Annotated in this window: 28 protein-coding genes and 1 tRNA gene; 17 read left to right on the forward strand and 12 right to left on the reverse strand. The window is 45.6% G+C overall.

The features are described 5' to 3' along the window. Window positions 1–35 precede the first annotated feature (35 nt). The 3 genes from AB6805_RS19860 to AB6805_RS19870 form a co-directional block, all read right to left on the reverse strand. Window positions 36–812 (reverse strand): enoyl-CoA hydratase/isomerase family protein, encoded by a 777-nt coding sequence (locus AB6805_RS19860; RefSeq protein ID WP_370911186.1) that lies wholly within the window; start codon window positions 810–812, stop codon window positions 36–38. 164 nt (window positions 813–976) lie between these two features. Further along, complete coding sequence (locus AB6805_RS19865) at window positions 977–1804, reverse strand: hypothetical protein (RefSeq protein WP_370911187.1); 828 nt, start codon at window positions 1802–1804, stop codon at window positions 977–979. Between the two features lie 93 nt (window positions 1805–1897). Continuing rightward, the gene (locus AB6805_RS19870) at window positions 1898–2317 is read right to left on the reverse strand and encodes a cobalamin B12-binding domain-containing protein (RefSeq protein ID WP_079469748.1); all 420 of its coding nucleotides are present in this window, start codon (window positions 2315–2317) and stop codon (window positions 1898–1900) included. 93 nt (window positions 2318–2410) lie between these two features. On the opposite strand from AB6805_RS19870, the gene AB6805_RS19875 reads away from it, so the two are divergent. The 3 genes from AB6805_RS19875 to AB6805_RS19885 all read left to right on the forward strand — a co-directional run bounded on the left by AB6805_RS19875 (window position 2411) and on the right by AB6805_RS19885 (window position 4779). Beyond that, window positions 2411–4081 (forward strand): glutamine--tRNA ligase/YqeY domain fusion protein, encoded by a 1671-nt coding sequence (locus tag AB6805_RS19875; RefSeq protein ID WP_370911188.1) that lies wholly within the window; start codon window positions 2411–2413, stop codon window positions 4079–4081. 96 nt (window positions 4082–4177) lie between these two features. Beyond that, window positions 4178–4372 carry a type II toxin-antitoxin system VapB family antitoxin gene (locus tag AB6805_RS19880; RefSeq protein WP_370911189.1) on the forward strand — a complete coding sequence of 65 codons (195 nt, stop codon included), beginning with the start codon at window positions 4178–4180 and terminating at the stop codon, window positions 4370–4372. Beyond that, window positions 4372–4779, forward strand: a complete 408-nt coding sequence (locus AB6805_RS19885; RefSeq protein WP_370911190.1) for a PIN domain nuclease — start codon at window positions 4372–4374, stop codon at window positions 4777–4779. Before AB6805_RS19880 ends, AB6805_RS19885 begins: the two co-directional genes overlap by 1 nt. A gap of 54 nt (window positions 4780–4833) precedes the next feature. Here AB6805_RS19885 and gltX read toward each other — a convergent pair whose 3' ends face one another. Continuing rightward, a complete protein-coding gene (gltX, locus tag AB6805_RS19890; RefSeq protein ID WP_370911191.1) occupies window positions 4834–6363 on the reverse strand; it encodes a glutamate--tRNA ligase in 1530 nt (509 codons plus the stop codon). A gap of 148 nt (window positions 6364–6511) precedes the next feature. Here gltX and AB6805_RS19895 point away from each other — a divergent pair, with 148 nt between their 5' ends. Beyond that, on the forward strand, window positions 6512–7135 hold the full coding sequence (locus AB6805_RS19895) for a polysaccharide deacetylase family protein (RefSeq protein ID WP_370911192.1): 624 nt from the start codon (window positions 6512–6514) through the stop codon (window positions 7133–7135). A gap of 45 nt (window positions 7136–7180) precedes the next feature. Here the strand turns inward: AB6805_RS19895 and AB6805_RS19900 are convergent, their stop codons facing one another. Next, the gene (locus tag AB6805_RS19900) at window positions 7181–8089 is read right to left on the reverse strand and encodes a hypothetical protein (RefSeq protein ID WP_370911193.1); all 909 of its coding nucleotides are present in this window, start codon (window positions 8087–8089) and stop codon (window positions 7181–7183) included. 104 nt (window positions 8090–8193) lie between these two features. Here AB6805_RS19900 and AB6805_RS19905 point away from each other — a divergent pair, with 104 nt between their 5' ends. From AB6805_RS19905 to AB6805_RS19930, 6 genes are all read left to right on the forward strand, one after another. Then, entirely contained in the window at window positions 8194–8964 is a 771-nt protein-coding gene (locus AB6805_RS19905; protein WP_370911194.1) for a TatD family hydrolase, read from the forward strand. Window positions 8965–9005: 41 nt separating this feature from the next. Next, the gene (locus tag AB6805_RS19910; protein WP_370911195.1) at window positions 9006–10043 is read left to right on the forward strand and encodes an asparaginase; all 1038 of its coding nucleotides are present in this window, start codon (window positions 9006–9008) and stop codon (window positions 10041–10043) included. A 144-nt stretch (window positions 10044–10187) separates the two neighbouring features. Then, complete coding sequence (gene aqpZ, locus AB6805_RS19915; protein WP_370911196.1) at window positions 10188–10880, forward strand: aquaporin Z; 693 nt, start codon at window positions 10188–10190, stop codon at window positions 10878–10880. A gap of 91 nt (window positions 10881–10971) precedes the next feature. Further along, window positions 10972–11058: transfer RNA gene (locus AB6805_RS19920), tRNA-Ser, on the forward strand. Window positions 11059–11201: 143 nt separating this feature from the next. Then, window positions 11202–11669, forward strand: coding sequence for a hypothetical protein (locus tag AB6805_RS19925; protein ID WP_370911197.1), 468 nt, complete (start codon window positions 11202–11204; stop codon window positions 11667–11669). A 155-nt stretch (window positions 11670–11824) separates the two neighbouring features. Then, complete coding sequence (locus tag AB6805_RS19930) at window positions 11825–13207, forward strand: DUF4157 domain-containing protein (RefSeq protein WP_370911198.1); 1383 nt, start codon at window positions 11825–11827, stop codon at window positions 13205–13207. Between the two features lie 3 nt (window positions 13208–13210). Here the strand turns inward: AB6805_RS19930 and AB6805_RS19935 are convergent, their stop codons facing one another. The 6 genes from AB6805_RS19935 to AB6805_RS19960 all read right to left on the reverse strand — a co-directional run bounded on the left by AB6805_RS19935 (window position 13211) and on the right by AB6805_RS19960 (window position 16963). Further along, window positions 13211–13519: a DUF3817 domain-containing protein gene (locus tag AB6805_RS19935; protein WP_370911199.1), complete on the reverse strand. Its 309-nt coding sequence runs from the start codon at window positions 13517–13519 to the stop codon at window positions 13211–13213. A gap of 2 nt (window positions 13520–13521) precedes the next feature. Beyond that, the gene (locus tag AB6805_RS19940; RefSeq protein ID WP_370911200.1) at window positions 13522–13986 is read right to left on the reverse strand and encodes a hypothetical protein; all 465 of its coding nucleotides are present in this window, start codon (window positions 13984–13986) and stop codon (window positions 13522–13524) included. Window positions 13987–14040: 54 nt separating this feature from the next. Beyond that, window positions 14041–14958, reverse strand: a complete 918-nt coding sequence (locus tag AB6805_RS19945; RefSeq protein ID WP_370911201.1) for a helix-turn-helix domain-containing protein — start codon at window positions 14956–14958, stop codon at window positions 14041–14043. Between the two features lie 57 nt (window positions 14959–15015). Further along, complete coding sequence (locus tag AB6805_RS19950) at window positions 15016–15567, reverse strand: GNAT family N-acetyltransferase (protein WP_370911202.1); 552 nt, start codon at window positions 15565–15567, stop codon at window positions 15016–15018. 133 nt (window positions 15568–15700) lie between these two features. Next, window positions 15701–16090 (reverse strand): type VI secretion system tube protein TssD, encoded by a 390-nt coding sequence (gene tssD / locus AB6805_RS19955; protein WP_079469761.1) that lies wholly within the window; start codon window positions 16088–16090, stop codon window positions 15701–15703. 180 nt (window positions 16091–16270) lie between these two features. Then, entirely contained in the window at window positions 16271–16963 is a 693-nt protein-coding gene (locus AB6805_RS19960; RefSeq protein ID WP_370911203.1) for a response regulator transcription factor, read from the reverse strand. A gap of 280 nt (window positions 16964–17243) precedes the next feature. Between AB6805_RS19960 and AB6805_RS19965 the strand changes: the two genes are divergently transcribed. From AB6805_RS19965 to AB6805_RS19985, 5 genes are all read left to right on the forward strand, one after another. Further along, window positions 17244–17822, forward strand: a complete 579-nt coding sequence (locus AB6805_RS19965; RefSeq protein WP_370911204.1) for a Crp/Fnr family transcriptional regulator — start codon at window positions 17244–17246, stop codon at window positions 17820–17822. Window positions 17823–17894: 72 nt separating this feature from the next. Next, window positions 17895–18305, forward strand: a complete 411-nt coding sequence (locus AB6805_RS19970; RefSeq protein ID WP_370911205.1) for an ester cyclase — start codon at window positions 17895–17897, stop codon at window positions 18303–18305. A gap of 662 nt (window positions 18306–18967) precedes the next feature. Beyond that, window positions 18968–19852, forward strand: a complete 885-nt coding sequence (locus AB6805_RS19975) for an AraC family transcriptional regulator (RefSeq protein ID WP_370911206.1) — start codon at window positions 18968–18970, stop codon at window positions 19850–19852. Between the two features lie 353 nt (window positions 19853–20205). After that, on the forward strand, window positions 20206–20805 hold the full coding sequence (locus AB6805_RS19980; RefSeq protein ID WP_370911207.1) for a class I SAM-dependent methyltransferase: 600 nt from the start codon (window positions 20206–20208) through the stop codon (window positions 20803–20805). Between the two features lie 26 nt (window positions 20806–20831). Then, window positions 20832–21080 carry a hypothetical protein gene (locus tag AB6805_RS19985; protein ID WP_370911208.1) on the forward strand — a complete coding sequence of 83 codons (249 nt, stop codon included), beginning with the start codon at window positions 20832–20834 and terminating at the stop codon, window positions 21078–21080. On the opposite strand, the gene AB6805_RS19990 is transcribed toward AB6805_RS19985, so the two are convergent. Beyond that, window positions 21081–21698, reverse strand: coding sequence for a redoxin domain-containing protein (locus tag AB6805_RS19990; protein ID WP_370911209.1), 618 nt, complete (start codon window positions 21696–21698; stop codon window positions 21081–21083). Between the two features lie 362 nt (window positions 21699–22060). Here AB6805_RS19990 and AB6805_RS19995 point away from each other — a divergent pair, with 362 nt between their 5' ends. Further along, window positions 22061–22969, forward strand: a complete 909-nt coding sequence (locus tag AB6805_RS19995; RefSeq protein WP_370911210.1) for a bestrophin family protein — start codon at window positions 22061–22063, stop codon at window positions 22967–22969. A 54-nt stretch (window positions 22970–23023) separates the two neighbouring features. Beyond that, the gene (locus AB6805_RS20000; RefSeq protein ID WP_370911211.1) at window positions 23024–24487 is read left to right on the forward strand and encodes a DUF3375 domain-containing protein; all 1464 of its coding nucleotides are present in this window, start codon (window positions 23024–23026) and stop codon (window positions 24485–24487) included. Window positions 24488–24491 lie beyond the last annotated feature (4 nt).

The following is a 24491-nucleotide window of genomic DNA, read 5'->3' on the forward strand; positions in this document are numbered from 1 at the left end:
CTACAAAAGTACGGCTTTACGGGTTGGGCTGCAAGCTATTCCCCGGTAAAATTCGCCTGTCTTTTCTGAATAAAGGCGGCAGCGCCTTCCTGCAGATCTTTTGTAGCGAAGCAGGCCCCGAATTCCTTCAGTTCCAGCTCAAAGCCGTCCATGTCCTTATCCAGTGCGGCATTAGCGCATTTAATCACGCGCGCTACTGCCAGCGGCGCTTTTGTTTGTATTTTTTGTAAGATGGATTTCGCTTTGGGCAGCAATTCTTCGAGCTTTAAAACATGGTTCACCAATCCCCAGGCCTGTGCTTCTGTGGCGTTGATCATGTCCCCCGTGAGCATCAGTTCCAGGGCTTTTCCCTTTCCTATGAGCTGCGTAAGACGCTGGGTGCCGCCATAACCCGGAATGAGCCCGAGGTTTACTTCCGGCTGGCCAAACTTTGCGTTGTCGCTGGCAATCCGGAAATGGCAGGCCATCGCCAGTTCGCAGCCCCCACCCAGTGCAAAGCCGTTTACGGCGGCAATGATGGGCTTAGGGCTGCTTTCTATACGCTGAAAAATTACGTGGCCTTTCTTGGCCAGTTCTTCTCCCTGTTTATCTGATAAAGTAAGGAACTCGCTGATATCTGCACCTGCTACAAATGCTTTTTCACCTGCACCGGTAATAATGGCGCCCTTGATTTCCCGGTTGCTGTATATTTCATCTACCGCCAATGCCAGGTCGGCCAGCACCTGCTGGTTGAGGGCATTCAGCTTTTCCGGGCGGTTGATCGTAATCGTGAGGATATTGTTTTCCAGTTGTGTGCTTAACGTCTGATACATGTGCCGTATTTTAGTTTATCAATATTAAGCAATATTCAATAACCTAACGAATCAGCCCGATAGCCGCTTTCTCTCATTTTGGCGATAACTGCTATCGACAAAAAAAAACCGGAACTAATTGTAAAATTAGTTCCGGTTTGCCCAAAATAGCGGATATATTTTTCTTAATAGTTCACTTCAAACTCTGCTTTTCCGTTTTTCATCTTCATATAGTGTCTTTTCTTCTTTACTTTAAAATAATCGATACCGCTGAAGTTATAATTGAGCGTAACGAACATCATATTTGCTTCTAAGTTTTTATACGGATAAACGGAATTACCGTCTTTATCTTTTGTTTTAAAGTCTTTGTTAAAGAAATTCTGCGGGTAGTATTGCACTTTCAGTCCGAAGCCGGGGTTAATGCGGAACCCGGCAAAAAAGGAGGGCATCAGCAGTGGTGTGCGGTCGCTGAACCATTCATTGAACTTATGGACTTTATCGCCATCTACAAATTGTTTCTCTTTATAATTAACGGCCAGGTCTATTTCTCCACCGGCAAAAAAGAAGAAGCTGCCGGAAGTCACGTCACCTATCTTTATCCCCAGCGGAACACCAAGGGTATACACGCGCTGTTTAAGCTTCAGAGAGTCGGTAGGTTTGGAGATCAGACCAATGTTTTTGATATTGATGCCCGTAAAAACGCCAAAGTTCTTCGAGAAGTCTTTATTAAAGTTAGAGCCAACATTGAGAAAGAGGGTAAACCGGGGGATGTTGCGCAGGTGTTCCCCGTTTTCTTTCATAGAAGCAAAGGACAGCAGGGGACCGTCGCCACCGTGGGTTACGTATACCCCTTCCCGGTGTTTGGGATATTTTCCAAAAATGATGGAAAAAACGGTTTTCCCGGTAGCAGTATCGGGGGCAGCAGCATTGGCTGAATCTTTTTTCTCCTGGGCAAATACATTACAACACAACGTCAACAGTAACAGGAATAACGGGCACAACTTACATTTCATAAAAACGGGTGTTATGGTTTTTAGATATTTGGTGGACTATTTCCATTAAAGACGACCCGGTTTAGAAAATGTTACGGCAACAGGGAAATATTTTTAAAAATTTCTATGACTGGCCACCCAGCCGGTGATATACTCAGAAATATCTTTGGTATTGGTGCCGGGAGGGAACAGTTTTCCTACCCCCATTTCCTGCAGTGTTTCCATATCGGCATCGGGGATGATGCCGCCACCGGTCAGCAGTACGTCGTTCATGCCCTTTTCCTTCATCTGGGCAATGATCTTGGGGAATACGGTCATATGGGCGCCGGAGAGAATACTGATGCCAATAGCGTCCACATCTTCCTGCAGGGCTGCATTCACCACCATTTCCGGGGTTTGGCGTAAACCGGTATATATTACCTCCATTCCGGCATCCCGCAGTGCTGCCGCAATTACTTTTGCGCCCCTGTCGTGGCCATCCAGGCCCACCTTAGCTACCAATACACGAACAGGACGATTTAACGGGTTGACCATACCATTATCATATTAAGGAAGTAAATGTACGAAAAAGCAGAAAGCTTAAGCTCTCGGCTTTTTTGTACATTTGCCGTCCAAGATAAAATCATTATGAGCGAAGAAAGATCCCTCAACTTTATAGAACAAATTGTTGAAGAAGACATAGCGAACGGCGTTAACGACGGAAGGGTACTGACCCGTTTTCCGCCAGAACCTAATGGCTACCTGCATATAGGTCATGCCAAATCCATTGTGCTGAACTTTGGACTGGCCCAGAAATACAATGGAAAAACCAATCTCCGCTTTGATGATACCAACCCGGTAACAGAAGATACTGAATACGTGGACTCCATTAAAGAGGATATCCGCTGGCTGGGATTTGAGTGGGAAAAGGAATTGTATGCCTCTGACTATTTTGAACAGCTTTACGCATTTGCCGTAAAAATGATAGAAAAAGGACTGGCCTATGTAGAAGATGCCAGCGCCGATGAAATTGCCGCAGCCAAAGGTACCCCCACCGCGCCTGGTACGCCCACCCCGGCCAGAAGCCGCTCTGTTGCGGAAAACCTGGACCTGTTTGAGCGGATGCGCAAAGGCGAATTCAAAGACGGGGAAAAAACACTCCGCGCCAAAGGAGACCTGGCTTCCCCCAATATGCACATGCGCGACCCGCTCATGTATCGCATTAAACATGCCCATCACCACCGTACCGGCGACAAATGGTGCATCTACCCGATGTATGATTTCGCGCACGGACAAAGCGATAGCATCGAACATATTACTCATTCCATCTGTACGCTGGAGTTCATCCCGCACCGCCCGCTGTACGACTGGTTCATCAAAGAACTGGAGATCTTCCCCAGCCGCCAGTACGAGTTTGCGCGTTTAAACCTCACTTATACGGTGATGAGTAAACGAAAACTGAAACAACTGGTGGAAGAAGGTCATGTAAGCGGATGGGACGATCCCCGCATGCCGACTATCAGTGGTCTGCGCCGCCGCGGCTACACCGCCGCCAGCATCCGCCAGCTCTGCGAACGCGTAGGTGTGCAGAAACGTGATAACATGATTGAACTCGGCCTGCTGGAATTCTGTATCCGCGAAGAGCTGAACAGAACCGCCAACCGCGTAATGGCAGTACTGGACCCGGTAAAACTGGTGATCACCAACTACCCGGAAGGACAGGTAGAAGAAATGGCTGCCGATAATAACCCGGAAGATGAAAACGCTGGCTCCCGCACCCTGCCTTTCAGCAATACCCTGTACATTGAGCGGGAAGACTTCATGGAAGCGCCTCCTAAAAAGTTCTTCCGCCTCGGTCCCGGCCTGATGGTACGACTGAAAAATGCATATATCATCAAAGGCGAAAGCTTTGAGAAAGATGCCGACGGCAATATCACTACCATTTACGCCACGTACCTGCCCGAAAGCAAAAGTGGCGGCGACCAGAGCGGCTTAACCGTTAAAGGCACCATTCACTGGGTAAGCGCAGCTCATGCCGCAACCGCTGAAGTAAGGATCTACGACCGCCTCTTTACCGCGGAAAATCCACAGGCAGAGGAAGCCGACTTCAAAACGCTTATCAACCCGGATTCGCTGCACGTCATTAAACAGGCGTATGTGGAACCAGGACTGCTGCAAGCTGCCCCGGGCGAACGTTTCCAGTTCCTGCGCAAAGGTTACTTTGTAGTGGATAAAGACAGCACGCCTGAAAAAATAGTGTTCAACCGGACCGTAACGCTGAAAGATGCCTGGGCAAAAGAAAACGCTAAAGGGAAATAAATATTTTTTTTAAAAAAAGTGAAGGCCGGGCAGTTACTGTCCGGCCTTTTTATGTGTATAATTATATGTATTTTTATTTACAGTAAATCACTTTATATGGCTAAAACCAATATAGATTTAGACGATAAGCTGATCAAAGAAGCGATGAAGCTTAACAAGGGTAAAACCAAAGAGGAAGTTATAAACGAGGCGCTCAGGAAGTATATTTTAGGTATGAATCAGCGTAAATTTTTAGACCTGAAGGGAAAGATTGAATGGGAAGGAGATTTAAACGAAATGCGAGGTAAATAATGCAACCACTACTCTTCGACACATCCGTTTGGATTGATGCTTTACGGCGGAAGGAAACACCACAAACCAACCTGTTAACTCATTACATCGATAATGATTTTGAAATTCCGCTTATTCCCATTGTTGTTCAGGAATGCCTGCAAGGAATAAGAGATGATAACCAGCATCAGAAAGTAAAGGAAACATTCCGCCGTTTTACAAGACTGGAAATAGCGCCTATGGCCGCCGCTATGGGTGCCTCCGCATTATTCCGTTTACTCCGCAAAAAAGGTGTTACCATTCGCAAAAGCAACGATTGCGTAATTGCTTTTTATGCCATGAGCTTTGATCTGGAAGTGGTGCACAACGACAGCGACTTTGAGCTGATCAGCACGTACTCGGAATTAAAAACCTGGAAAAATAACTAAGGCTAAGCGACTCACCGTCGCTTAGCCTTAATCTATTTGAAACTAATAACAATTCTACTTAAACGCTGCCAGTCCCTTTGCAATCCTGTTACGGGTTTCCGCTACACCGAGCGTTGCCACGATATCAAATACAGGAGGACCGAATTTACCACCGGTCAGCATAATGCGGAATGGCAATTGTACATCTCCCATTTTAAGATTCTTTTCAGCAGCCAGCGCTTTGAAAGCAGTTTCCAGATCGGCTGCAGGAGCAGCAGACAATGATTCCAGCTGTTCAGACCAGGCATGAAAAAATGCTTCTTTATCAGCATTCCATTTTGGTTTTACAGCAGCTTCATCATAGCTGTCCGGGCTTTGGAAGAAGAAGAATCCGTGGTCCCATATTTCATTCACAAAATAGCAGCGCTCTTTTACTAACCCTGCTACGGTAGCCACATAAGCCGGATCGGCGGTAACTCCCTTTTCATCCAGCACCGGCTGGAACAAGGCTGCCAGGCTTCCATTGTCTTTGTGGTGGATATACTGGTGATTAAACCATTTGGCTTTTTCGAAATCGAATTTGGCGCCGGCCTTATGTACTCGCTCCAGGGAGAACTTCTGGATCAGTTCCTCCAGGGAGAAAATTTCCTGCTCAGTACCATCATTCCAGCCCAGCATCACCAGCATATTAATAAACGCTTCCGGCAGGAAACCACGTTCACGGAAGCCTTTCGTTACTTCTTTGCTCACGGGGTCAGTCCAGTTCATGGCGTATACGGGGAAGCCTAAACGATCGCCGTCACGTTTGCTCAGTTTGCCATTGCCATCCGGTTTCAGGATCAGTGGAAGATGCGCCCATTGCGGCATATCGGCTTCCCAACCCAGGAATTTCCAGAGCAGGAGATGTACCGGCGCCGATGGCAGCCATTCTTCTCCGCGGAAGGCGTGGGTTATTTTCATGAGATAATCGTCCACTACCACAGCAAGGTGATAGGTAGGCATACCATCTGCTTTCAGCAAAACTTTATCATCTACCTGCGAAGTATGAAAGGTTACTTCTCCACGAACCAGGTCGGTAAAAGTAACTTCTTCATTGGCAGGCATATTTATACGGATAACATGCGGCGTATTCTTCACCAGCAGGTCCTGTACTTCAGCATCGGAGAGCGTAAGGGAATTACGCATTTTTGCCCTTACAACATGGTTGTATTGCGGAGAAGGATTCTCCGGCGTTTTCAGGCGCTCGCGCATACTTTCCAGTTCTTCGGGGGTATCGAAAGCGTAGTATGCATGGCCGGCTTTTACCAGCTGTTCCGCATATTGACGGTATAAATGCTTGCGCTCACTCTGACGGTAAGGAGCAAACGGTCCGCCTGCCTCCGGGCTCTCATCGGGAGTAAGGCCGCACCAACGCAAACATTCATTGATATACTCTTCCGCGCCGGGAACGTAACGGGTTTGGTCTGTATCTTCTATACGCAACACAAAATCGCCGTTGTGCTGCTTCGCAAACAAATAGTTGAACAATACAGTGCGTACACCTCCAAGATGTAAGCCACCAGTAGGACTGGGCGCAAAACGCACTCTTACTTTTTTGTGATCCATAGGCCGCAAAGATAAGGATTTAGCTTTTAGGTGGAAGTTATTGGCAGGGAGATAATTGGGAGATTAAAATTTTTTAATACGAAGTCCTGCTAACAGACATTAAGTATATTGCAATACTAAAGCTCATCGCTAAAAAGCCAAAGGCTATATGTTCTATCTTACTAAAACTCCCGGCATCCTGAAAGCCTTATACAAAAGCTGTGTCTGGAATCTCTCCCCGGCAGGGAATAAGGTATATCTTACTTTTGATGATGGCCCGCATCCGCAGGCAACGCCCTTTGTGCTCGAGCAACTGGCAAAGTTCAATGCCAAAGCCACTTTTTTCTGTATAGGAAAAAATGTACTGGAGCATCCCGCTATCTATCAGCAGATACTGGAAGCAGGGCATACTACCGGCAATCATACCCATAACCATTTGAACGGATGGAAAACCAATACCGGAAAATATATTGAAAATGTGCTGGAAGCGGCAAAATATATTGCCTCCCCGTTGTTCAGACCTCCCTATGGCAGGATCACTCCCTTCCAGATCCGTCAGATCAGGAATAAGATGCCGGGCGCTAAAATTATTATGTGGGATATTCTCAGCGGCGATTTTGATACGCAAATCAATGGGGAAGCCTGTGTGCAGAACGTAGTATTCAAGTTGCAGCCGGGATCTATTGTGGTATTTCACGACAGCGCCAAAGCCTGGGACCGGCTGGAGTATGCGCTGCCACGGGTACTGGAGTATTGCAGGAAGCAAAAATTTGAAGTAGCCGCTATATTATAATAACTGTTGCTGATAAATGAGTTTATCAGCAACAGTTAAACAGGTTTATAACTTGATCTCTTTGGTTTTATCTCCTACAGTAATCGTAATGGGATCGGTACATTTACCATTGCCGTAATCAATTACCCCGGTTACTTTATCAAATTCAACCTTCAGTTTTCCTTTAACGAAGTGCTGGCAGTCAAATATTTTCACCAGTGCTTCCTGTGTTGTAAAAGTGGCCGTAACACCAATTACAGGCCCTTTTTCATAAGAAATGCTGGCAGTTCCCTCCACGGTAAACACATCATCAGAAGGATTTAACAACGGTGTTACCGGGTCAAAACCTGCTGTTTGCTTAATGGTTTTCTTACTGGCATAGTTTATCACAACACTATCGCTAAGCGTTACTTTTCCGTTGGTTAATTCGGTGGTATACTGGATACCGGTTGTTGCGCTGTAGCTCACGCCACCGATGATAAATTGGCCTTCTACGGATTTGCCGTTGAGTTTATATCCAAGTGGCTCTACCACGATGATAGAAGCAGGATTGAATAACGGACCACTGAAAGTAACATTTAATATACCGCTGCGGTACACGCCATACCTGTCGAGGCACGATTCCCCAAAATCAATCTTTACCTTTTTAGGCCATTGATCGGGGTTAGTGGCATCCAGCAGTTCTGCTACTGGGCAGGAAGTTGTAACGGCCAGCGCATTGTTTACGTTATCTGCCTTGCGGGCGGTAAACAATCCCTGCGTAATGGCTACTTCCGCCACAGTTTCAAACAGTCCGCTGTACATGGCGCTGGCGGCCGCCTCGTGTTGTGAAGCAGCAATGGTATTGTTATCTGATTGGTTATTCGGTGCAGTATCTGTGGTTACTTCCTTCTTACAGGCAAAGAAAATGGTGACTACTGCCACGCTGGTGAAGGTCCACGCCAGCACACGATTGGTACTGAAATAGCTTTTCATAGTTTAGGTTTTATTAGCAATTAGGTTTTTCGGTCTTTACCTTTACAGAAATAAAGATACCGTTTAAATATTAAAGAAATTACAAATTTAATAAAATAATTATTATGCTTTGGATAGATACCCACACGCACCTTTATTCTGAAGAATTTGAGGCCGACCGGGACGAAATGGTAGCGCGGGCCATAGCAGCGGGGGTAGATAAACTGTTGTTGCCGAATATAGACGAGAGTTCCATTGAAGGGATGCTGGCGCTGGAAGCCAGGTATCCCGATCATATTTATGCCATGATGGGAATACACCCCTGTTATGTAAAGGAAGCCGTAGATGAGCAGCTGGACCTGGTAAGAGCCTGGTTACAGCAGCGGCCTTTCCGGGCGATCGGGGAAATAGGACTGGATTTTTACTGGGATAAATCCCTGCTTATCCAGCAATACAAGGCTTTCCAGGAGCAGCTGATGCTGGCGCGGGAGTATGGGTTGCCCGTATCCATTCACAGCCGGGAAGCTACACGGGAATGTATCAACGAAGTAAAGGCATTGCAGGATGGCCGTTTAAGCGGTGTTTTCCACTGTTTTTCGGGCACCCTGGAAGAAGCCAAGGAAATCATTGATCTGGGCTTTTACCTGGGCATAGGCGGGGTAGTTACCTTCAAGAAGTCGGGTTTGGATAAGCTGCTGGAAGAAATAGACCTGGCGCATATCGTGATGGAAACAGATGCACCCTATCTGGCGCCGGTTCCTTATCGCGGTAAACGCAATGAAAGTGCTTACCTCCCGCTGGCAGGTGAAAAGGTGGCAGATATAAAAAATCTAAAAATAGCAGACGTTGCAGCTATAACAAGCAGCAATGCCCGGAAATTATTCAAAATGCTCTAACTGTTTAGTGAATACCTTTGCAGGCAATGGCTACTAGCACAATGAGTAAAATTCTGATAATTTACACGGGCGGTACTGTAGGTATGATCTACGACGATAAAACCAAAGCGCTGCGCCCGATCGGCTTCAATGAAATAAGGAATAATTTACCGGAACTATACCGGATGGGCATCGATTTTTATGTGTACGCATTTAATCCGCCTATTGATTCATCAGACATGCAGCCGGAGATATGGGTGGAACTGGCCAGTATTATTGAAGACCGGTACGACCGGTACGATGGTTTTGTAATTCTGCACGGATCCGATACAATGGCCTTCACGGCATCCGCCCTGAGCTTCATGCTGGAAAACCTGTCGAAGCCCGTTATTTTAACCGGCTCCCAGCTTCCCATCGGGAAAATACGTACAGATGCCAAAGAGAACATCATAACAGCGATGGAAATAGCCTGCAGCAGGCATAATGGCACTGCCATCTCTATGGTACCTGAAGTATGTATTTACTTTGACTTCTCCCTGTTCAGAGGCAACCGTTCCAAAAAATATAACGCGGAAAAGTTTGAGGCCTTCTATACCATGAACTACCCTCAGCTCGCGGAAGCCGGCATCGATATTAAATTCAAGCACCAGTTTATTTTACCGCCGCCTACACAACCACTGAAGGTGCATAAAGAACTGGAAACAAATATCACCGTATTGAAATTATTCCCGGGCATTACCAGGAGAGCTGTAGAAGCCACGCTGGGTGTATCCGGTTTGAAAGGTGTGATCATGGAAACCTTTGGCAGTGGCAACACCAATACACAGCCCTGGTTTATTGAGAGCATAAAAAAAGTGATTGATCATGGCGCCATTGTAGTAGACATTACCCAATGTGATGGCGGCTCTGTGGAGTTAGGCAAATATGAAACCAGTCAGCATTTAGTGGAAATTGGGGTAGTGAGCGGGCATGATATGACCTTTGAAGCAGCAGTCACCAAACTGATGTTCGTATTGGGTCAGGGACTCTCTGTAGACGATGCAAAGACAATGCTGGAAACATCACTGCGGGGCGAACTAACGCCAATCGAAGTATACTAAATACCTTTTTAACGGAAGCTTATACAAGCGGGAGATACATTCAGTTGTACTTTCGCTTTTTTTTATTTTGAATATTTAAGGTAATTTTAAATATCACCAAATTCTCTTCCCCTATTTTCTATTCACCACAAAATTCATTATTCTATGGGAGTTTCCTTATCACAGAAATGCATTGCTGAATTCTTCGGCACTTTTGTCCTGGTATTTATGGGTTGCGGCAGTGCCGTGTTAGCCGGTACGCACGTAGGGTTTCTGGGTATCGCTTTTGCATTTGGTTTATCAGTAGTAACCATGGCGTACGCTGTAGGCCACATCTCCGGATGTCATTTAAATCCGGCTATTACTATTTCCCTGTGGTCTACAGGAAAAATATCCGGCAAAGATGCGGGCGGATACATTGTAGCACAGATCATCGGAGGTATTGTTGCTGCTGCACTCCTGTATTTTATTGCACAGGGAAAAGCAGATTACAGTCTTGCTGCCAACGGCCTTGGCGCCAATGGTGTGGAAGATGGCTCACCAGACCATTATTCACTGATCAGTGGATTGATTGCTGAAATCGTTCTTACCGCCATTTTCCTGGTAGTAGTTCATGGCAGCACCAGTAAAAACAATGGCAACAGCGCATTTGCCGGACTGGCAATAGGTCTCTGCCTCACCATGATCCATATTGTAGGTATCCCGGTTACAGGAGTATCTGTGAACCCGGCAAGGAGTATCGGACCGGCTCTGTTTGTTGGCGGCGCCGCCCTTTCCCATTTGTGGGTATTCCTCGTAGGACCCATTGTAGGCGGGCTTTTAGGCGGAGGAATATGGAAGCTGTATGATAAGAATTAAACTTTTTTTTGAAATATAAACTAAAGGATTATCTTTGCAACCCTGAATTGGAAAATCAACCCTTCCTTTTTGTTCAGGCAAAGATAATCACGGAGAAGTGCAGGAGTGGTTGAACTGGCACGCCTGGAAAGTGTGTATAGGTGAAAGCCTATCAAGGGTTCGAATCCCTTCTTCTCCGCAAGCTTTAAAGCTCTGGTAACGCAAGTTATCAGGGCTTTTTTGTTTTAGATAATATAATGCCCTTCCCGTTATACATATCTGTCATCGTCATCTCAAAAAAACATAATTACTACCCCGGCCTGTTTCTTCTTAACTTCAATTATGAACATCTCCCAAGACACAGAAAACAAGGTTCGCCTGCTATTGCAACAACACCGGAAAGTGGAAGCGGTGAAACTCGTTTATGATACCGCCCATTGCGGGCTGAAAGAAGCCAAAGATTACGTTGATAATCTTCAGTTACCAAAGCCGCTCACGTCCCCTCATACCAATAATATCGACGATACCATCCTCTCATTACTTGCAGAAAACAAAAAGGTTCATGCAGTAAAATACTACAAAGATCAAACGGGTAAACCACTTGCGGAAAGCCTGGCCTATGTGGATAGCCTGTATAAAAGCAGGACACCTGGTCAGCGCTCAAGCACCATGAATACCGAAATTGATAAAATTATACAGCAACAGGGAATGGCCCCCGGCAGTAAAAAACATCAGGGCAATTTTCTGCCCAAACTCCTTATATTCCTGATCCTGACAGCCCTGGCGATATACCTGCTATTTCTCCGCTAGCCCCGGATTATCTGATATCAATCATGTACCCTCATCATACCTAATCAAGCACTATATCCTTACAGGCTCTGTGATATTTCTATTTTGGATTTACCTCTTTTTTTGTTAAATTTAGTACGTATCCTAAAAACCTCTTCACCATTATTTTTATTTTTATGCAAAATACATGGTCGGAAAAAAAATCAGACAGCCATCCCTCAAGGGCCGTCAGCGAACAAAGTACTAATAACACCGGCAAAAGCTTACCTGGTGTATTTCAGACCAAAATGGCGCAACGCGGGAATCAGACACCTGTTCAGCTAATAAAGAACGAAGAGGAACCGTTACCCGTTCAGGGACGGTTTACAATACAAAAACAGAAGGAAAAAGAAGAACCACCTCTGCAATTAAAACCATTTAGTTTGCGCCCCCAACAGGTGGCCCCCTTTCAGCTGAAAGACCAGGCAACAGGCGCTAAAGTTAATAACACCGGTTTACCAGATCAGCTGAAATCCGGTATTGAAAACCTTTCCGGCTTTTCTGCCGACGATGTAAAGGTTCATTATAATTCAGACAGACCCGCCCAACTGCAGGCATTGGCTTACGCACAGGGAACTGATATACATGTTGCACCCGGACAAGAAAAGCACCTGCCCCATGAAGCCTGGCATGTGGTACAACAGAAACAGGGACGGGTACAGCCCACCTTCCAGATGAAAGGTGGAGTCTCCGTTAATAACGACAAAGGCCTGGAAGAAGAAGCAGATGCAATGGGGGCGCGTGCACTACAACGGATGGAAAATAAAAATACCGGCCGGGAAAACAAGGTAATCCCGTTCCTACATACGGTTACTCAGCTCCAACTGCAGGAAGGAGTATACTTCACAACGAAAGAAGCTAATCTCCGTAACAACAACCATAATTACGAAGTGATACGAAAACTACGTGCACACGAAGCAGTAACGGTCATCTCAAAAGGAACACGAATTTCTAAATTCAGCGCCGGAATATTAAACAACGAACACTCCTGGATACGCACAGAAAGAGGTGAGCTAGGTTGGGTGGAAGACAGCAAACTCCGGTACGCAGCACAACAACCTGTACATCAGGACAACTTGAGTTCATCCGGAGGAGACATTGGCGGACAGGTGGCAGTACCACAGGTAGCATCCGTACCACGATTAATGCCCCAATTAGCACTGCCGGTAATCAGCGAAGATCAACGGGCTAAATGGAACTTTGGTCAGGACCAGGAAACGGAAGATAAATACAATAAAATGAAAGAGCTCCTGGGCGCGCTCGATGCATTACAGGCATATCAGAACAGTCATCTGGTCCCCAATCCCCAGGCATATGTACACACCGATGAAAAAGGCGGTGTATCTTCAGACTTCCACAGAGCCGGTGCCAACGCCAGGGCAGATGTATACCAGGAAGCAACAACTGCAGGATACAATTTAAATGATGCCGAAGTCAGGAAGAGGGTCGATACAGTACTCGCTCTACACCATTCATACTTTTACCAATCCATCGTAACAACAACAGGACATCTTATTTAAATCTCACGCCATCATCCGCGACAAAATAACCCGGTCCACATAAAACGTTCCGAAAGGAATAATACACGCCAGTAAAACTTTCCAGGTAGTTGTACTGAATTTCCACTTATAGGCAATTCCTACACTCAGGGTATTCAGGATAAAGAACAGGAATAATATTCCGTGCACGGGGCCTATTGCCTTTACCAGGGAGGCATCATGATATACATACTTCAGCGGTACTGCCACACCAATCAGTATCAACAGGGAAATCCCTTCTAAAAAGGCGATCAGCCGCAATCTTCCGATTTTTGTATTAAAGAACTTCAGCATAGTTAAAATGGTCTTATATATGGCCGGCTCGCCAGCGGTGAGAACGGCCACGGTATTGCAATGAAAATAATAATAAGCGCAAGGGAAAACCAAATGGTCATAGTACGGAACCTGCCTGCATCGGTATTTTGCCGTTTGGCTACCGATGAACCAATGGTTATAAAAACGATGGCGATGGTCATCAGCACAATGTGTATTAACCCGAAAAACAGGAAATCAAATTGCCGGATGGCTTCATGGAAATGAGACCTGAAGTAAGCCACCACCGGGCTCTTAAAGTACAGGATGTAACCAATCGCCAGTTGGATATGTGCGATAGTGGCCGTACCATGTCTTACCAGATCATCCTGCCGGGTAAATATGTCTTTGCGGCTCCATCCGCGTATACCACGGTATACAGCGTAAAAAAGACTTAGCACTACTGCCCAGCGGAATAATGAATGTGTGAATAACAAAAAGAAATACATGCCCGCAAAGCTCTGATGAAAAGCAACGGACTGTTAGGACAAATAAGGGTTGTTTTAGGACAATTCAATCTTCCTGCGGAAATCAGTAGGGGTAATACCTTCATACTTTTTAAAGAGCCGGGTGAAGTACGACTGATCCCCGAAACCCACTTCTCCCGCTACTTCGCTGATGGTGAGATCACTTTGACTTAGCAATACTTTTGCTTCCAGCACAATAGCCTCATCGATCCACCGCGCGGGTGATTTACCGGTAACCGCTTTCACCGATTTGTTTAAATGATTGGGGGAAATATTCAGCAGGGATGCATAATCCGTTACCAGGTGCCGCGACCGGACATTGGTAAATACCAGCTCCTTAAAACGGTTGGTGGTATTGACGGCTGCCGTTTGATGACTGCCCGTCAGCGGCTTATAAAGCAGCTTTACCTCGCATAGTAATGTGATCAGGTAGGGTTGGATAATTTCCAGGTGCTGCAGCCCGTTCCGGCTGTAATCAAATAACAGGCGTTTGAAAAGATGTACCACAAACCCTGCGGTTTGCCTGTCGAGACTGATCCTCGGATTACCCCATACCCTTAAAAAATCAAATGCTTTCAGCGGCTCTTGTGTATTGTATTTTCCGGTAAGGATATCGGTATGGAAATTACACAGATATCCCTTGTTCACTTCCCCGCTTTTAAAGGAAAAAACCTGGCCCGCCGGTACAAACAACATTTCATTTTTGTGGATGGTATACAATTCACTACCAATTTTTATACTTGCTTCTCCACTGGTAACAAACAGGCAGCTATGGTTGGTAGACCTGGAAGCCGGTACTGACTGCGTTACCAGCCGGTACATCTCTTCCACTTTCACTATAAAAAACTTATCAAAATCGGGTCTTAAGATGTTATCAAGCTCCTTCTTAGGTTGCATAAACCTGGCAGTAAATGAACCAGGACCATATACCCTTATTCCCTTTCTCGCTGGCATGATCAATTTTCTTTTACCCTGAAGGTAAAAAATTATGCGCTTCCCGGCAGGCCTATATTACGCCGGCCTGGCGAGGGAGTAACACAACAGCCCCGTCAGGTCATCTTCTTTTTCCAGTTCTTCCCTCAATGCATGATCTATTTCAAAGTGATGACGTTCGAGGAGCTTAATGGATTTTTCATTTTTGTCAGCGGGGAGAGCTGCAATTTTTTGAAGATGCAATTGCTCAAATCCAAACTTTATGACCACCGGTATCACTTCCTGCATAATGCCTTTTCCAAAGAAGGCTGAGCGAAGCTCGTAGCCAATTTCAGCCCGGCCGGCTTCAGGTACTATGTTCCAGCAACAAATAGTGCCAACGAGTTGGTCGATTTCTTTGTCGATAATTATCCAGTACAGCGATTTGTTGGCAGCGATGCCTGCCTGAAGCTTTTCAATAAACTGCCGGGCGGCTGCTACTGTAGTGGTGGCAGCCCGGTTCAGGAACTGGTTCACATGCGGGTCCGACCTGAGAGCGGCAATGGCTTCATCATCATTCAAGGTAGGAGCCCTCAAAATAAATCGTTCGGAAACGAGCGTCGGAAAGGGGTTAAAATTAAGTGCCAGCATACAGTTAAAATAATCATTATTCAGTTGCCATATACTTATCGACAGGCATATTTTTAAATATACAGGTACAACCCGCATGTATCAGGTGTTCATGCAGGTTGTTCTTTTTTAAAAAGATGTACAACGGCTAGCGCTATGCAGGCCAGGGATTCTGGTAAGTGGAGTTATTTAATTTCACCTCCCTCGATGACAAGGTCAGCTGTATTTGCAGGGGTTGCTCATTGGCGGAATTAAACGTCTCTTCGTATTCTACGCAATAGGCGTCTGTAAATTTCAGCTCTTTGAGCCTCGACATGGAGTCCCGCCGGAAAAAGGTGATACTGCCGTTTTTCGTCTGGGTGTTGGAAATCATCCAGTCAAACAAACTGGTTTCACCGGCAGACTCGATCAGCAGGTTGATAGTGCCTCCTTTGGGGCGGGCGGCAGGTTTCCCGTTATGATCTGTATTTTGGGTAAATGAAAACCTGCATTCCAGGATGTTCATTTCTTCCCCGTCGATGTTGAGAACAGCTTTAAAAGACATAATTAATCTGGTTAACAGGTCCGTTGCAAGGCACAACAGACAGGCACAAAAATATGGTATACAGAATGAAAATACACATTTCTGTTTACATGCCGAAAAATTGAGGGTTATTTTTGAAGGAAGCCAATGGATACCGCAGGGATGGCCCTTTCAGCCAGTTGTTGATATACGGTTTAATAACTATATAAGATCAAATGCCTGGGCAAAACTGGTCAGGTCGTAGCTCGACTGTGCCCCGATCTTCGCTTTGATATTTCGCCGGTGCGTAACGGCGGTCTTTTCGGAGATCCCCGCCTTTTCGGCAATTTCACTGGCGCTGAGTCCGAGGGCCAGCAGCCGCAGGATTTCCTTTTCCCTTTTGGTAAGGGAAGCAAAAATATGCTGGTTGCGGCGCAGGAAGTTATTTTCTTCCAGCAGGCGGTTTACCTTGCTGGTAACGTGATGCAGCGGATCAATGGGAATAGCGCAGGTAATAACGTGTGTGGGAAGCCCTCCGGCATCCCGCATAAATACCCGCGTAGAGCCCAGATGCCAGGTCCAGTCCCGCGATGCAGTGGTTCGTACCTGCTGGAAAAAGGTGACCGTTATATTGGCTTCCGCCGGTGCGTCCAGCATGTTGATGATCTTTGGCAGGTAATCCGCTACATCGTGTGGGTTAAAGAAGGTGTCGTAATACCCGGCGCCCATTTCCCGTAAAGCCTCCAGCGTAATATCGAGTTCCCGGCAGCCCCGTGGCGACATATACTCCACGTAGCTCTTTACCACATTCATTACGATTACCACTACCGGAAGCTCCTGATCAATGGCCCTTAAAGCGTTCAGCTTCTCTTCCAGCCCTGATCCGTCATTATTAAATGCAGCGTGCTCAATCATGTACCTGATATAAAATCGTGTATAGGAATCCTCTGTGATGTTGGTTGACTACTTACTTCAGTGCTCTTTCGGCAACAAATGTAGTGAAAATAAGAAAGGGTCCCTCACAAAGAAGAGACCCTTTTTTGGGGATAGAAAATACGGTGATTGACTAAATCAGGTGGATGACTTTATATAGAATAATGTGAAATCAGATTATTTTCACAAAGATATGTTAAAGCTAAAGGGAAACAAATACCTACATGTGAGTATTTTTAAAAAAATAAATGACCTTCCTGTCATGAAAGCCAGTCCGGAACATTTCCTCCAAAGCCTTTCGCACATTGCTCCCCTCAGCGATGAAGCAAGGGAACTATTTGCAACACATACTACTTCACAAATAGTAAAAAAGGGTGACTATCTAGTGCGTGAAGGACAGCGCTGCCAACACATATGGCTCATTGAAACCGGCGCCTGCAGAGCTTTTCAGCATCATAATGAAAAAGAGATCAACACCGGCTTCTACTTTGAAAATACATTTCTCACTAACCTGAACAGCCTGCGAAACAACGTTACAGCCGATTACAATATACAAGCTATTGAAGCCGGCACCATATGGAAATGGCATAAGGACAATCTGTTTTCACTCTATCAGCAGTCATCCGAAATCACCGCCTTTGGCCGCCAGTGGCTGGAACACCTGTTCATTGAACAGGAAAAACATAACCAATGGCTTAAAAGACACAATCCCGAAGAAAGGTACCAGTCCATACTAACTACACAACCCGAACTCCTGCAACGTGTATCTCTTACACAACTCAGCTCTTATCTCGGCATCTCGCGGGAAACCCTCAGCCGCATCCGCCGCCGCCTGCCCTGAACCCATTATGTGACGTTTGACACAATTGCTTTATAGCAGGCCTTCTACCTTTACGGTATAAAACTAACGGTCATGACTATACAAGAACAGAAAGATTTCATCGGACACTACATTGCCACTATCTGGAACCTCGGCGATACCGGCCGTTTGGAGCAATTCCTGCATCCCGGTTATGTGGATCACTCCTTGCCGCCCGCGCTGCCCGGCAATGCCACCGGCCTGCAACAATGGATTGCATTAACGCATGAATCCTTCCAACCCGAAACCATTATAGAAGAACAGGTGGCCGAACCCGGGAAGTGTATCATAAAAGTAACCATGCGCATGAAACACATTGGACTATGGCGGGGAATAAGTCCTACCGGCTTAACAGTAAGCATTCCTGGCTATCGTTGCTTTCGATTGCAGGATGACCGGATCGCGGAGCACTGGGGTTTAATAGATGGAAATGCACTCGAAAGAAAACTTGCCCTAAAATCTTAAATACTCCGTATGTCCGTACCCGTTATAAACGTTTACTACGGATGGAGCTTATTGGTCGTCTGCCGCAGGGGGGCAAGCCCCTGCCGGAAAGCAACACCATTGGTAAACTGAGTAATAAAACGTGAAAGTGGAATGGGAAAATGCAACAGTCCATCTGTGGAAAGACCTGTATTAATACAGTAAGCGGTGGCACAGCTATGAAAATCCAGGTGTTACGGCCGGCTATGTTCCCTTCCGGAACCATTGTAAAATCAACTATCCGCGCATCCGGATCGTTGATTTCAACAGCCAGCTCCTTCCGGTAATATTCGTCCTCCCATTACAACACCACGCCGGCCATAAACACCTGGAAATAATATTATTCGTCTCCCTTCAAATGCTCTCTATACAAATATGCCTTTTATTCACACATCTACTTAATACTTTTTTATCTTTTAATTATACTTTGATAGTCAAATTCAGGATAAAATAAGTGTAATAATAACACCTATCTGCCCAAATCGCCCGGCAGTTAATACTATAAGAAAAAAAGTAAAAATTGTATTTTACGTCCGATAACCTTACTTTTATAATGCTTTTTTAGCAACCAGGTCATAAAAATCAACAACCAGTACTTACATTCCACGTCAGGATGCCGGTGTGTTATAAAAACTGTGCTCATTATGAAGAGTAAATTATTAAGGGAAATCACTCCTCTTACGCAAAGTGATTGCTTTACGTTGTTTGCCCGTGAGAAAAAAGTGTTCGATTTCCCGTTGCATTACCACGACGAATTTGAATTAAACTTTATCCAGTATGCCAGTGGCGCCAAACGGATCATCGGGGATCATATTGAAGAGATAGGCGACCTTGAACTGGTACTGGTAGGGCCCAACCTGCAACATGGCTGGTTTGCCAACAACCATGAAGGCGGCAGCGTTAAGGAAATAACCATCCAGTTCCACCGCGATCTGTTTGATGATAAATTCCTGCAGCGCAACCAGATGAATTTCATCAAAAACATGTTTGAACGTTCTCTGCGAGGCATCCTCTTTTCTACCGAAACCACCCAGCAGATCATGCACCGCCTGATCCGGTTGCCGCAACAGCAAGGCTTCGATTCCGTCCTGGAACTGATGTCTATTTTGCACGACCTGTCTATCAGCCGGAATATGCGCATCCTGTCTGATTCTACTTTCGGCAACACGGAAACCTTCTCCTACAATAGCCGCCGCGTGGAAAAGATCATGACCTACCTGAATGCCAATTATGATAAAAATATTTCACTGGGGGAAGCCGCCAGGCTCGCTGCCATGACGGAAGTGGCCTTCAGCCGCTTTTTCAAGGCCAAAATCGGTAAAACCTTTGTGGATACCCTCATAGAAATCAGGCTGGGACACGCTTCCCGGCTATTAATAGAAACCACACACACGGTGAATGAAATCGCCTATAAGTGCGGTTTTAATAATATCTCCAACTTCAACCGCATCTTTAAAAAGAAAAAAGATTGTACACCCAAGGAATTCAGGCTGGCCTATACATCTTCAGGGACGCGGACTTTCGTTTAACGCGGATTTTGTCTTGGCTCAGGATTACGCTGATTTTAAGGATTACCTGGATTTTTACTTTTGGATTTTTTTGGATTTTCAGATTTATAATATAATAATTAAGGGAGATAAGAGCGAATATCCGCTTCTATCTCCCTTAATCCTTTATAAATCCAAAAGTAAAAATCCAGGTAATCCTTAAAATCAGCGTAATCCTGAGCCAAGACAAAATCCGCTTAGCCGGTTAATTGTAACAGCGACATGTAAAAAAAAAGGTATTACTGGCCACTGTACCAGTTTATATGCCCCGTTTTGCATATATGTAGGGTTTAAATCCTCCAAAAATGCCGGTAAAAGCGTAACTTTGCGGCTTCATGCAGACTTCTACTTTATTAAAGCCTAATTGCTACGTAAATGATGCCGGGTTTGACTGGTTGTATCCTGAAAAAATACAGCAACTATCAAGACGGCACTGGACGCCACTCAGTATCGCTAAAGCAGCGGCCCGTTTCCTCGCAAATGAACCAGGGAAGAAAATTCTGGACATCGGCAGCGGTGTCGGAAAATTTTGCCTGGTAGGCGCCCGCTTTTACCCGGGAACCAATTTTTACGGCATTGAGCAACGGGAAGAGCTTTATCAGCACGCACTTGAAGCAAAGGCTGCCACGCAAATCAGGAATGTGAGCTTTATTCACGGCAATTTTACGCAGGAGGATTTTTCTGCGTATGACGGTTTTTACTTCTATAATTCTTTCTTTGAAAACCTGGTAGATCAGGATCAGATAGATAACAACGTAGAATATTCAACAAGTTTATATAATTATTACAGCCGCTTTTTATTTAAAAAACTGGAAAGCAGTGCAAGCGGTACAAGACTCGTAACATACCACAGTCTTGAAGATGAAGTACCTCCCTGTTATCAGATGGTGGATGCTTCTACGGATTTAATGCTAAAAATGTGGATCAGAAGATAGGACTAAGTAATACAAAAATTAATACAATGACTGCAGACGAACATACTTTAGAGATCATAGCACAATTAGGCGCCATAACAGATTACCAGCAGGCAGACCAGTTACTGGAAACCATAAAAAAGGAACATGCTGCTTTATATAAAGAAATCTTCACCTCCCTCCAGGAAAAAATAGAAAGTTTGTCACCATTGGAATGTAACAGTTTACAATGGAGCATTTACCGGTATGCCTTGATGCACATACGTAAATGCACGGCATTGGAACCAGCCTGCTAATCAGGCGCTGATAGCCAGCTTTTTGCCAATGGCAGCCACCACGGCTTCCGGCGAAAATTCTTCCTGCAAGTACAGGTCAACAAAATCGTAACTGATTTCCAGTGAAGGCGCAATAAGATATGCCGCCGGCACAGGTACGTCTGCATTAACACCGGAAACAAAGCCCCAGATCGGGTCTGATTCCCTGTAAATGCCTGCTTTCCTGGCTATGCGGAACTGTGCGTCGTGCACTACATCAAATGGCAATACTTCCGGATAAACCGATGTAAACTGCTTCTTATCCTCACTGGATAATACCAGCAAACGGGCGCCGGCAGCCACTATTGCCGCATGGCTTTCTTTCAGTCGTTCCATCAGCTGATCAGCGTAATTGTTCCAGTGCCAGGAATAAAACACCACTACCAGCGGCTGCAAAGTAAGACTGTGCAATGATGCGCCGGAATGGGCATTATTCAGCAGCGGACCAGCGTTGATCACACGCGCTTCTTCAATAAAAAATTCAGGAAAAAAGCTGCCTGATTTTAACGGGTTAATTTTTTCCCTGTTCCTCACAGGGCTGGGGAAGTTTTCCGGTGTGGGCTGCGGTAAGTAATCGGCGTATCTGTACAATGATGACATATTAAAGGCTTTTATAATGGCTGATAAAATGGCCGCTGTTATAGGTTTGGTGAATATCTTTTGCTTTCGTAAAACAAATATAGGGAGAATATTTTAATTACCCTACTATTCCTATAGACTATTAGGATTATAAATTCTAAATAACTGGTTCCTAATAACTTTGAGAGAAAAATATTTTTCCGGGAGATAAAAACAGGGGATATTTTAAGTCCGCCGCCAAACATTCAAAGCGTGTACCCGTTATTGTTATAAAGTTATAGCAACCGGGGGCGCCCATCTTTAAAAAAAATGATAAAAACTTGCCAGGATAAACCCGGATGACATAATTTACAGCGAAGCCATAAAAGAATAAATATTGACATATGCTGCTGAAACACAGACTATCACTCGGCCAGATCTTTTCCTTTACCTGGAAGGTAGACCTTATGCTGCTGGGATGTTGTACCCTGGTATATTTCCTCGACTCACGCTGGCTGGCAGCACATATTAACATCCCCATAGCCGTATCTACCGTACTGGGTACCGCCATCGCCTTCTTTATCGGCTTCAATAACAACCAGGCTTACGACCGCTGGTGGGAAGCCCGTAAAATATGGGGCGCACTGGTAAACGACTCCCGCACCTGGAGCCGGTCCATGCTCAACTATCCCTCCTCGGACGCTACGCCCGAAACCAAGGCCCTCATCCGCCACATGATTTACCGGCACCTCGCCTTTATTTATGCGCTCAAAACCGTTCTCCGCAAACGGCCCGACGACTATTACACCCGTTACCTTACCACCGAAGAAATTGAAGAAGTACAAAAACAAAGCAATATTCCCAATGCCATCCTGAACCTGCAGACCCGCGACCTCCAGCAACTCCGGGCCTCTGGTAGCATCGATGGCTTCACTTTTATAGAACTGAACCAGATCCTGGTAAAACACTGCGACTGCATGGGGCAGTCGGAAAGGATCAGGAATACCGTATTCCCTCCCAGCTATGTATATTTTACGCAGATGTTTATCTGGTTTTACGTTATCATGAATACACTGATGATGACGGAATCCATCGGCGCATGGGCCATTCCGTTCGGATGGATGTTCGGCTTCGTATTCCATGTAACCCACCTGAACGGCATCACCCTCATGGATCCGTTTGATTTTCAGCCGCTCGCTATTCCGCTCGATAGCATCGCCCGGACCATTGAAATCAACGTTATCCAGCTGCTGGGAGATGAACCGGTACCTGCACCGGTATTGCCGCGACAGGAAGGTTTGTACGTAATGTAAGCCCATAGCGAAACGTATTTACTTTGTAATACGTAATTCCTTATTTTTACACCTATGACGTATGACCAATTATGTAATCTATATGCCCAGTCAGTTACCCTCAAGATACTACGGGCACGTAGCGCGCCAATGATGTTGTCATTTTTTCATTACACATTCAAGGAAAAAAATCATACTACCATTTCCAATGTGGAACTGGTAACCCGCTTGTCCGACTACCTCGGCGTAACCGGCTACCGGGCCGCAGATGATGAAATAGACGCTACCAGCCTGCTGGAACACGACGATGTGAAGGCCAGGAAATATATCGATCAATGGAGCAATAAAGGTTTTCTCCGCAAATATCCCGACGACGACGGACTGGATATCCATGAGCTGAGCAGCGACATGGAAAAAGTAATGCACTGGGTATCCACCCTCCAGAAAAGAGAATTTGTTGGCACAGAAAGCCGCTTCAAAGACATCTTCTCCAAACTCAAAGAACTGATTGACCAGAGCAATAAAGACCCGGAACAAAGGATCCAGGAACTGGAGAAAAAGAAATATGAGATAGAACAGGAAATAAAAGCGATCACCATCACCGGTAAAGTACAGGTGTTTGATGATACCCAGATAAAGGAAAGATTTTACGACGTCAATCGCATGTCGCGCGAACTCCTGAGCGATTTCAAAGAAGTGGAACAAAACTTTGAACAGATTACCCAGGAAATTTATCGCAAACAAAGCGAAAAAGATATCGCGAAAGGCGCCCTGCTGGCGTATACCCTCGACTCCTTCGAAGCGCTCCGCCAGAAAGACCAGGGGAAAAGCTTCTACTCTTTCTGGCAGTTCCTCATGGATGAAAACAAACAAGAGGAAATGCGGGAGCTGATCGAAAAACTTTATCTCCTCCTGGAAGACCGGAACATCGAATATAAAAATGACCGCTTCTTAAAAAAACTCAAACAATTCCTTCATGCCTCCGGCAAAAAGGTAATTGACGCCAATAAAAAACTGAGCGATAAGCTCAGCCGCGTGCTCAGCGAAAATAATCTTACGGATCACCGCAAAGCAATGGAGCTTATCAACGATATCCGGCAGCTGGCGTTCCAATCGCTCGAGAACCCACCAGGGGAGGAATTTTTTATAGAGATAGAAAGCGATCCTGAAATAGACCTCCTCGACCGCTGGGATATGGCGGAAGAGAAGAAACCCAACGTTGAAGTGGAATTCCCCGAAGGAATGGGTGGTACCGAATTTGACGACAACGACCTGAACGCATTATTTAACCATTTTAACATAGACCGCGCCCTGCTGGAAGATCGCATTTCCACACAACTGCAAAATAAAAAGCAGGTAAGCCTGAAAGAACTGGTAGAAATTTATGGCGCCGAAAAAGGGCTCACTGAACTCATTACCTATTTTTCCATCGCCAGCCAGTCGGCACACCATATCATCCTGGAAACCCCGGACCCGGTGATGCTGGGCAGCCGCACCATCAATATGCCGATGGTGCTGTTCACAAATTCACAAAACTAATATC

It is taken from the genome of Chitinophaga sp. RCC_12 (assembly GCF_041360695.1).
Classification (GTDB): domain Bacteria; phylum Bacteroidota; class Bacteroidia; order Chitinophagales; family Chitinophagaceae; genus Chitinophaga.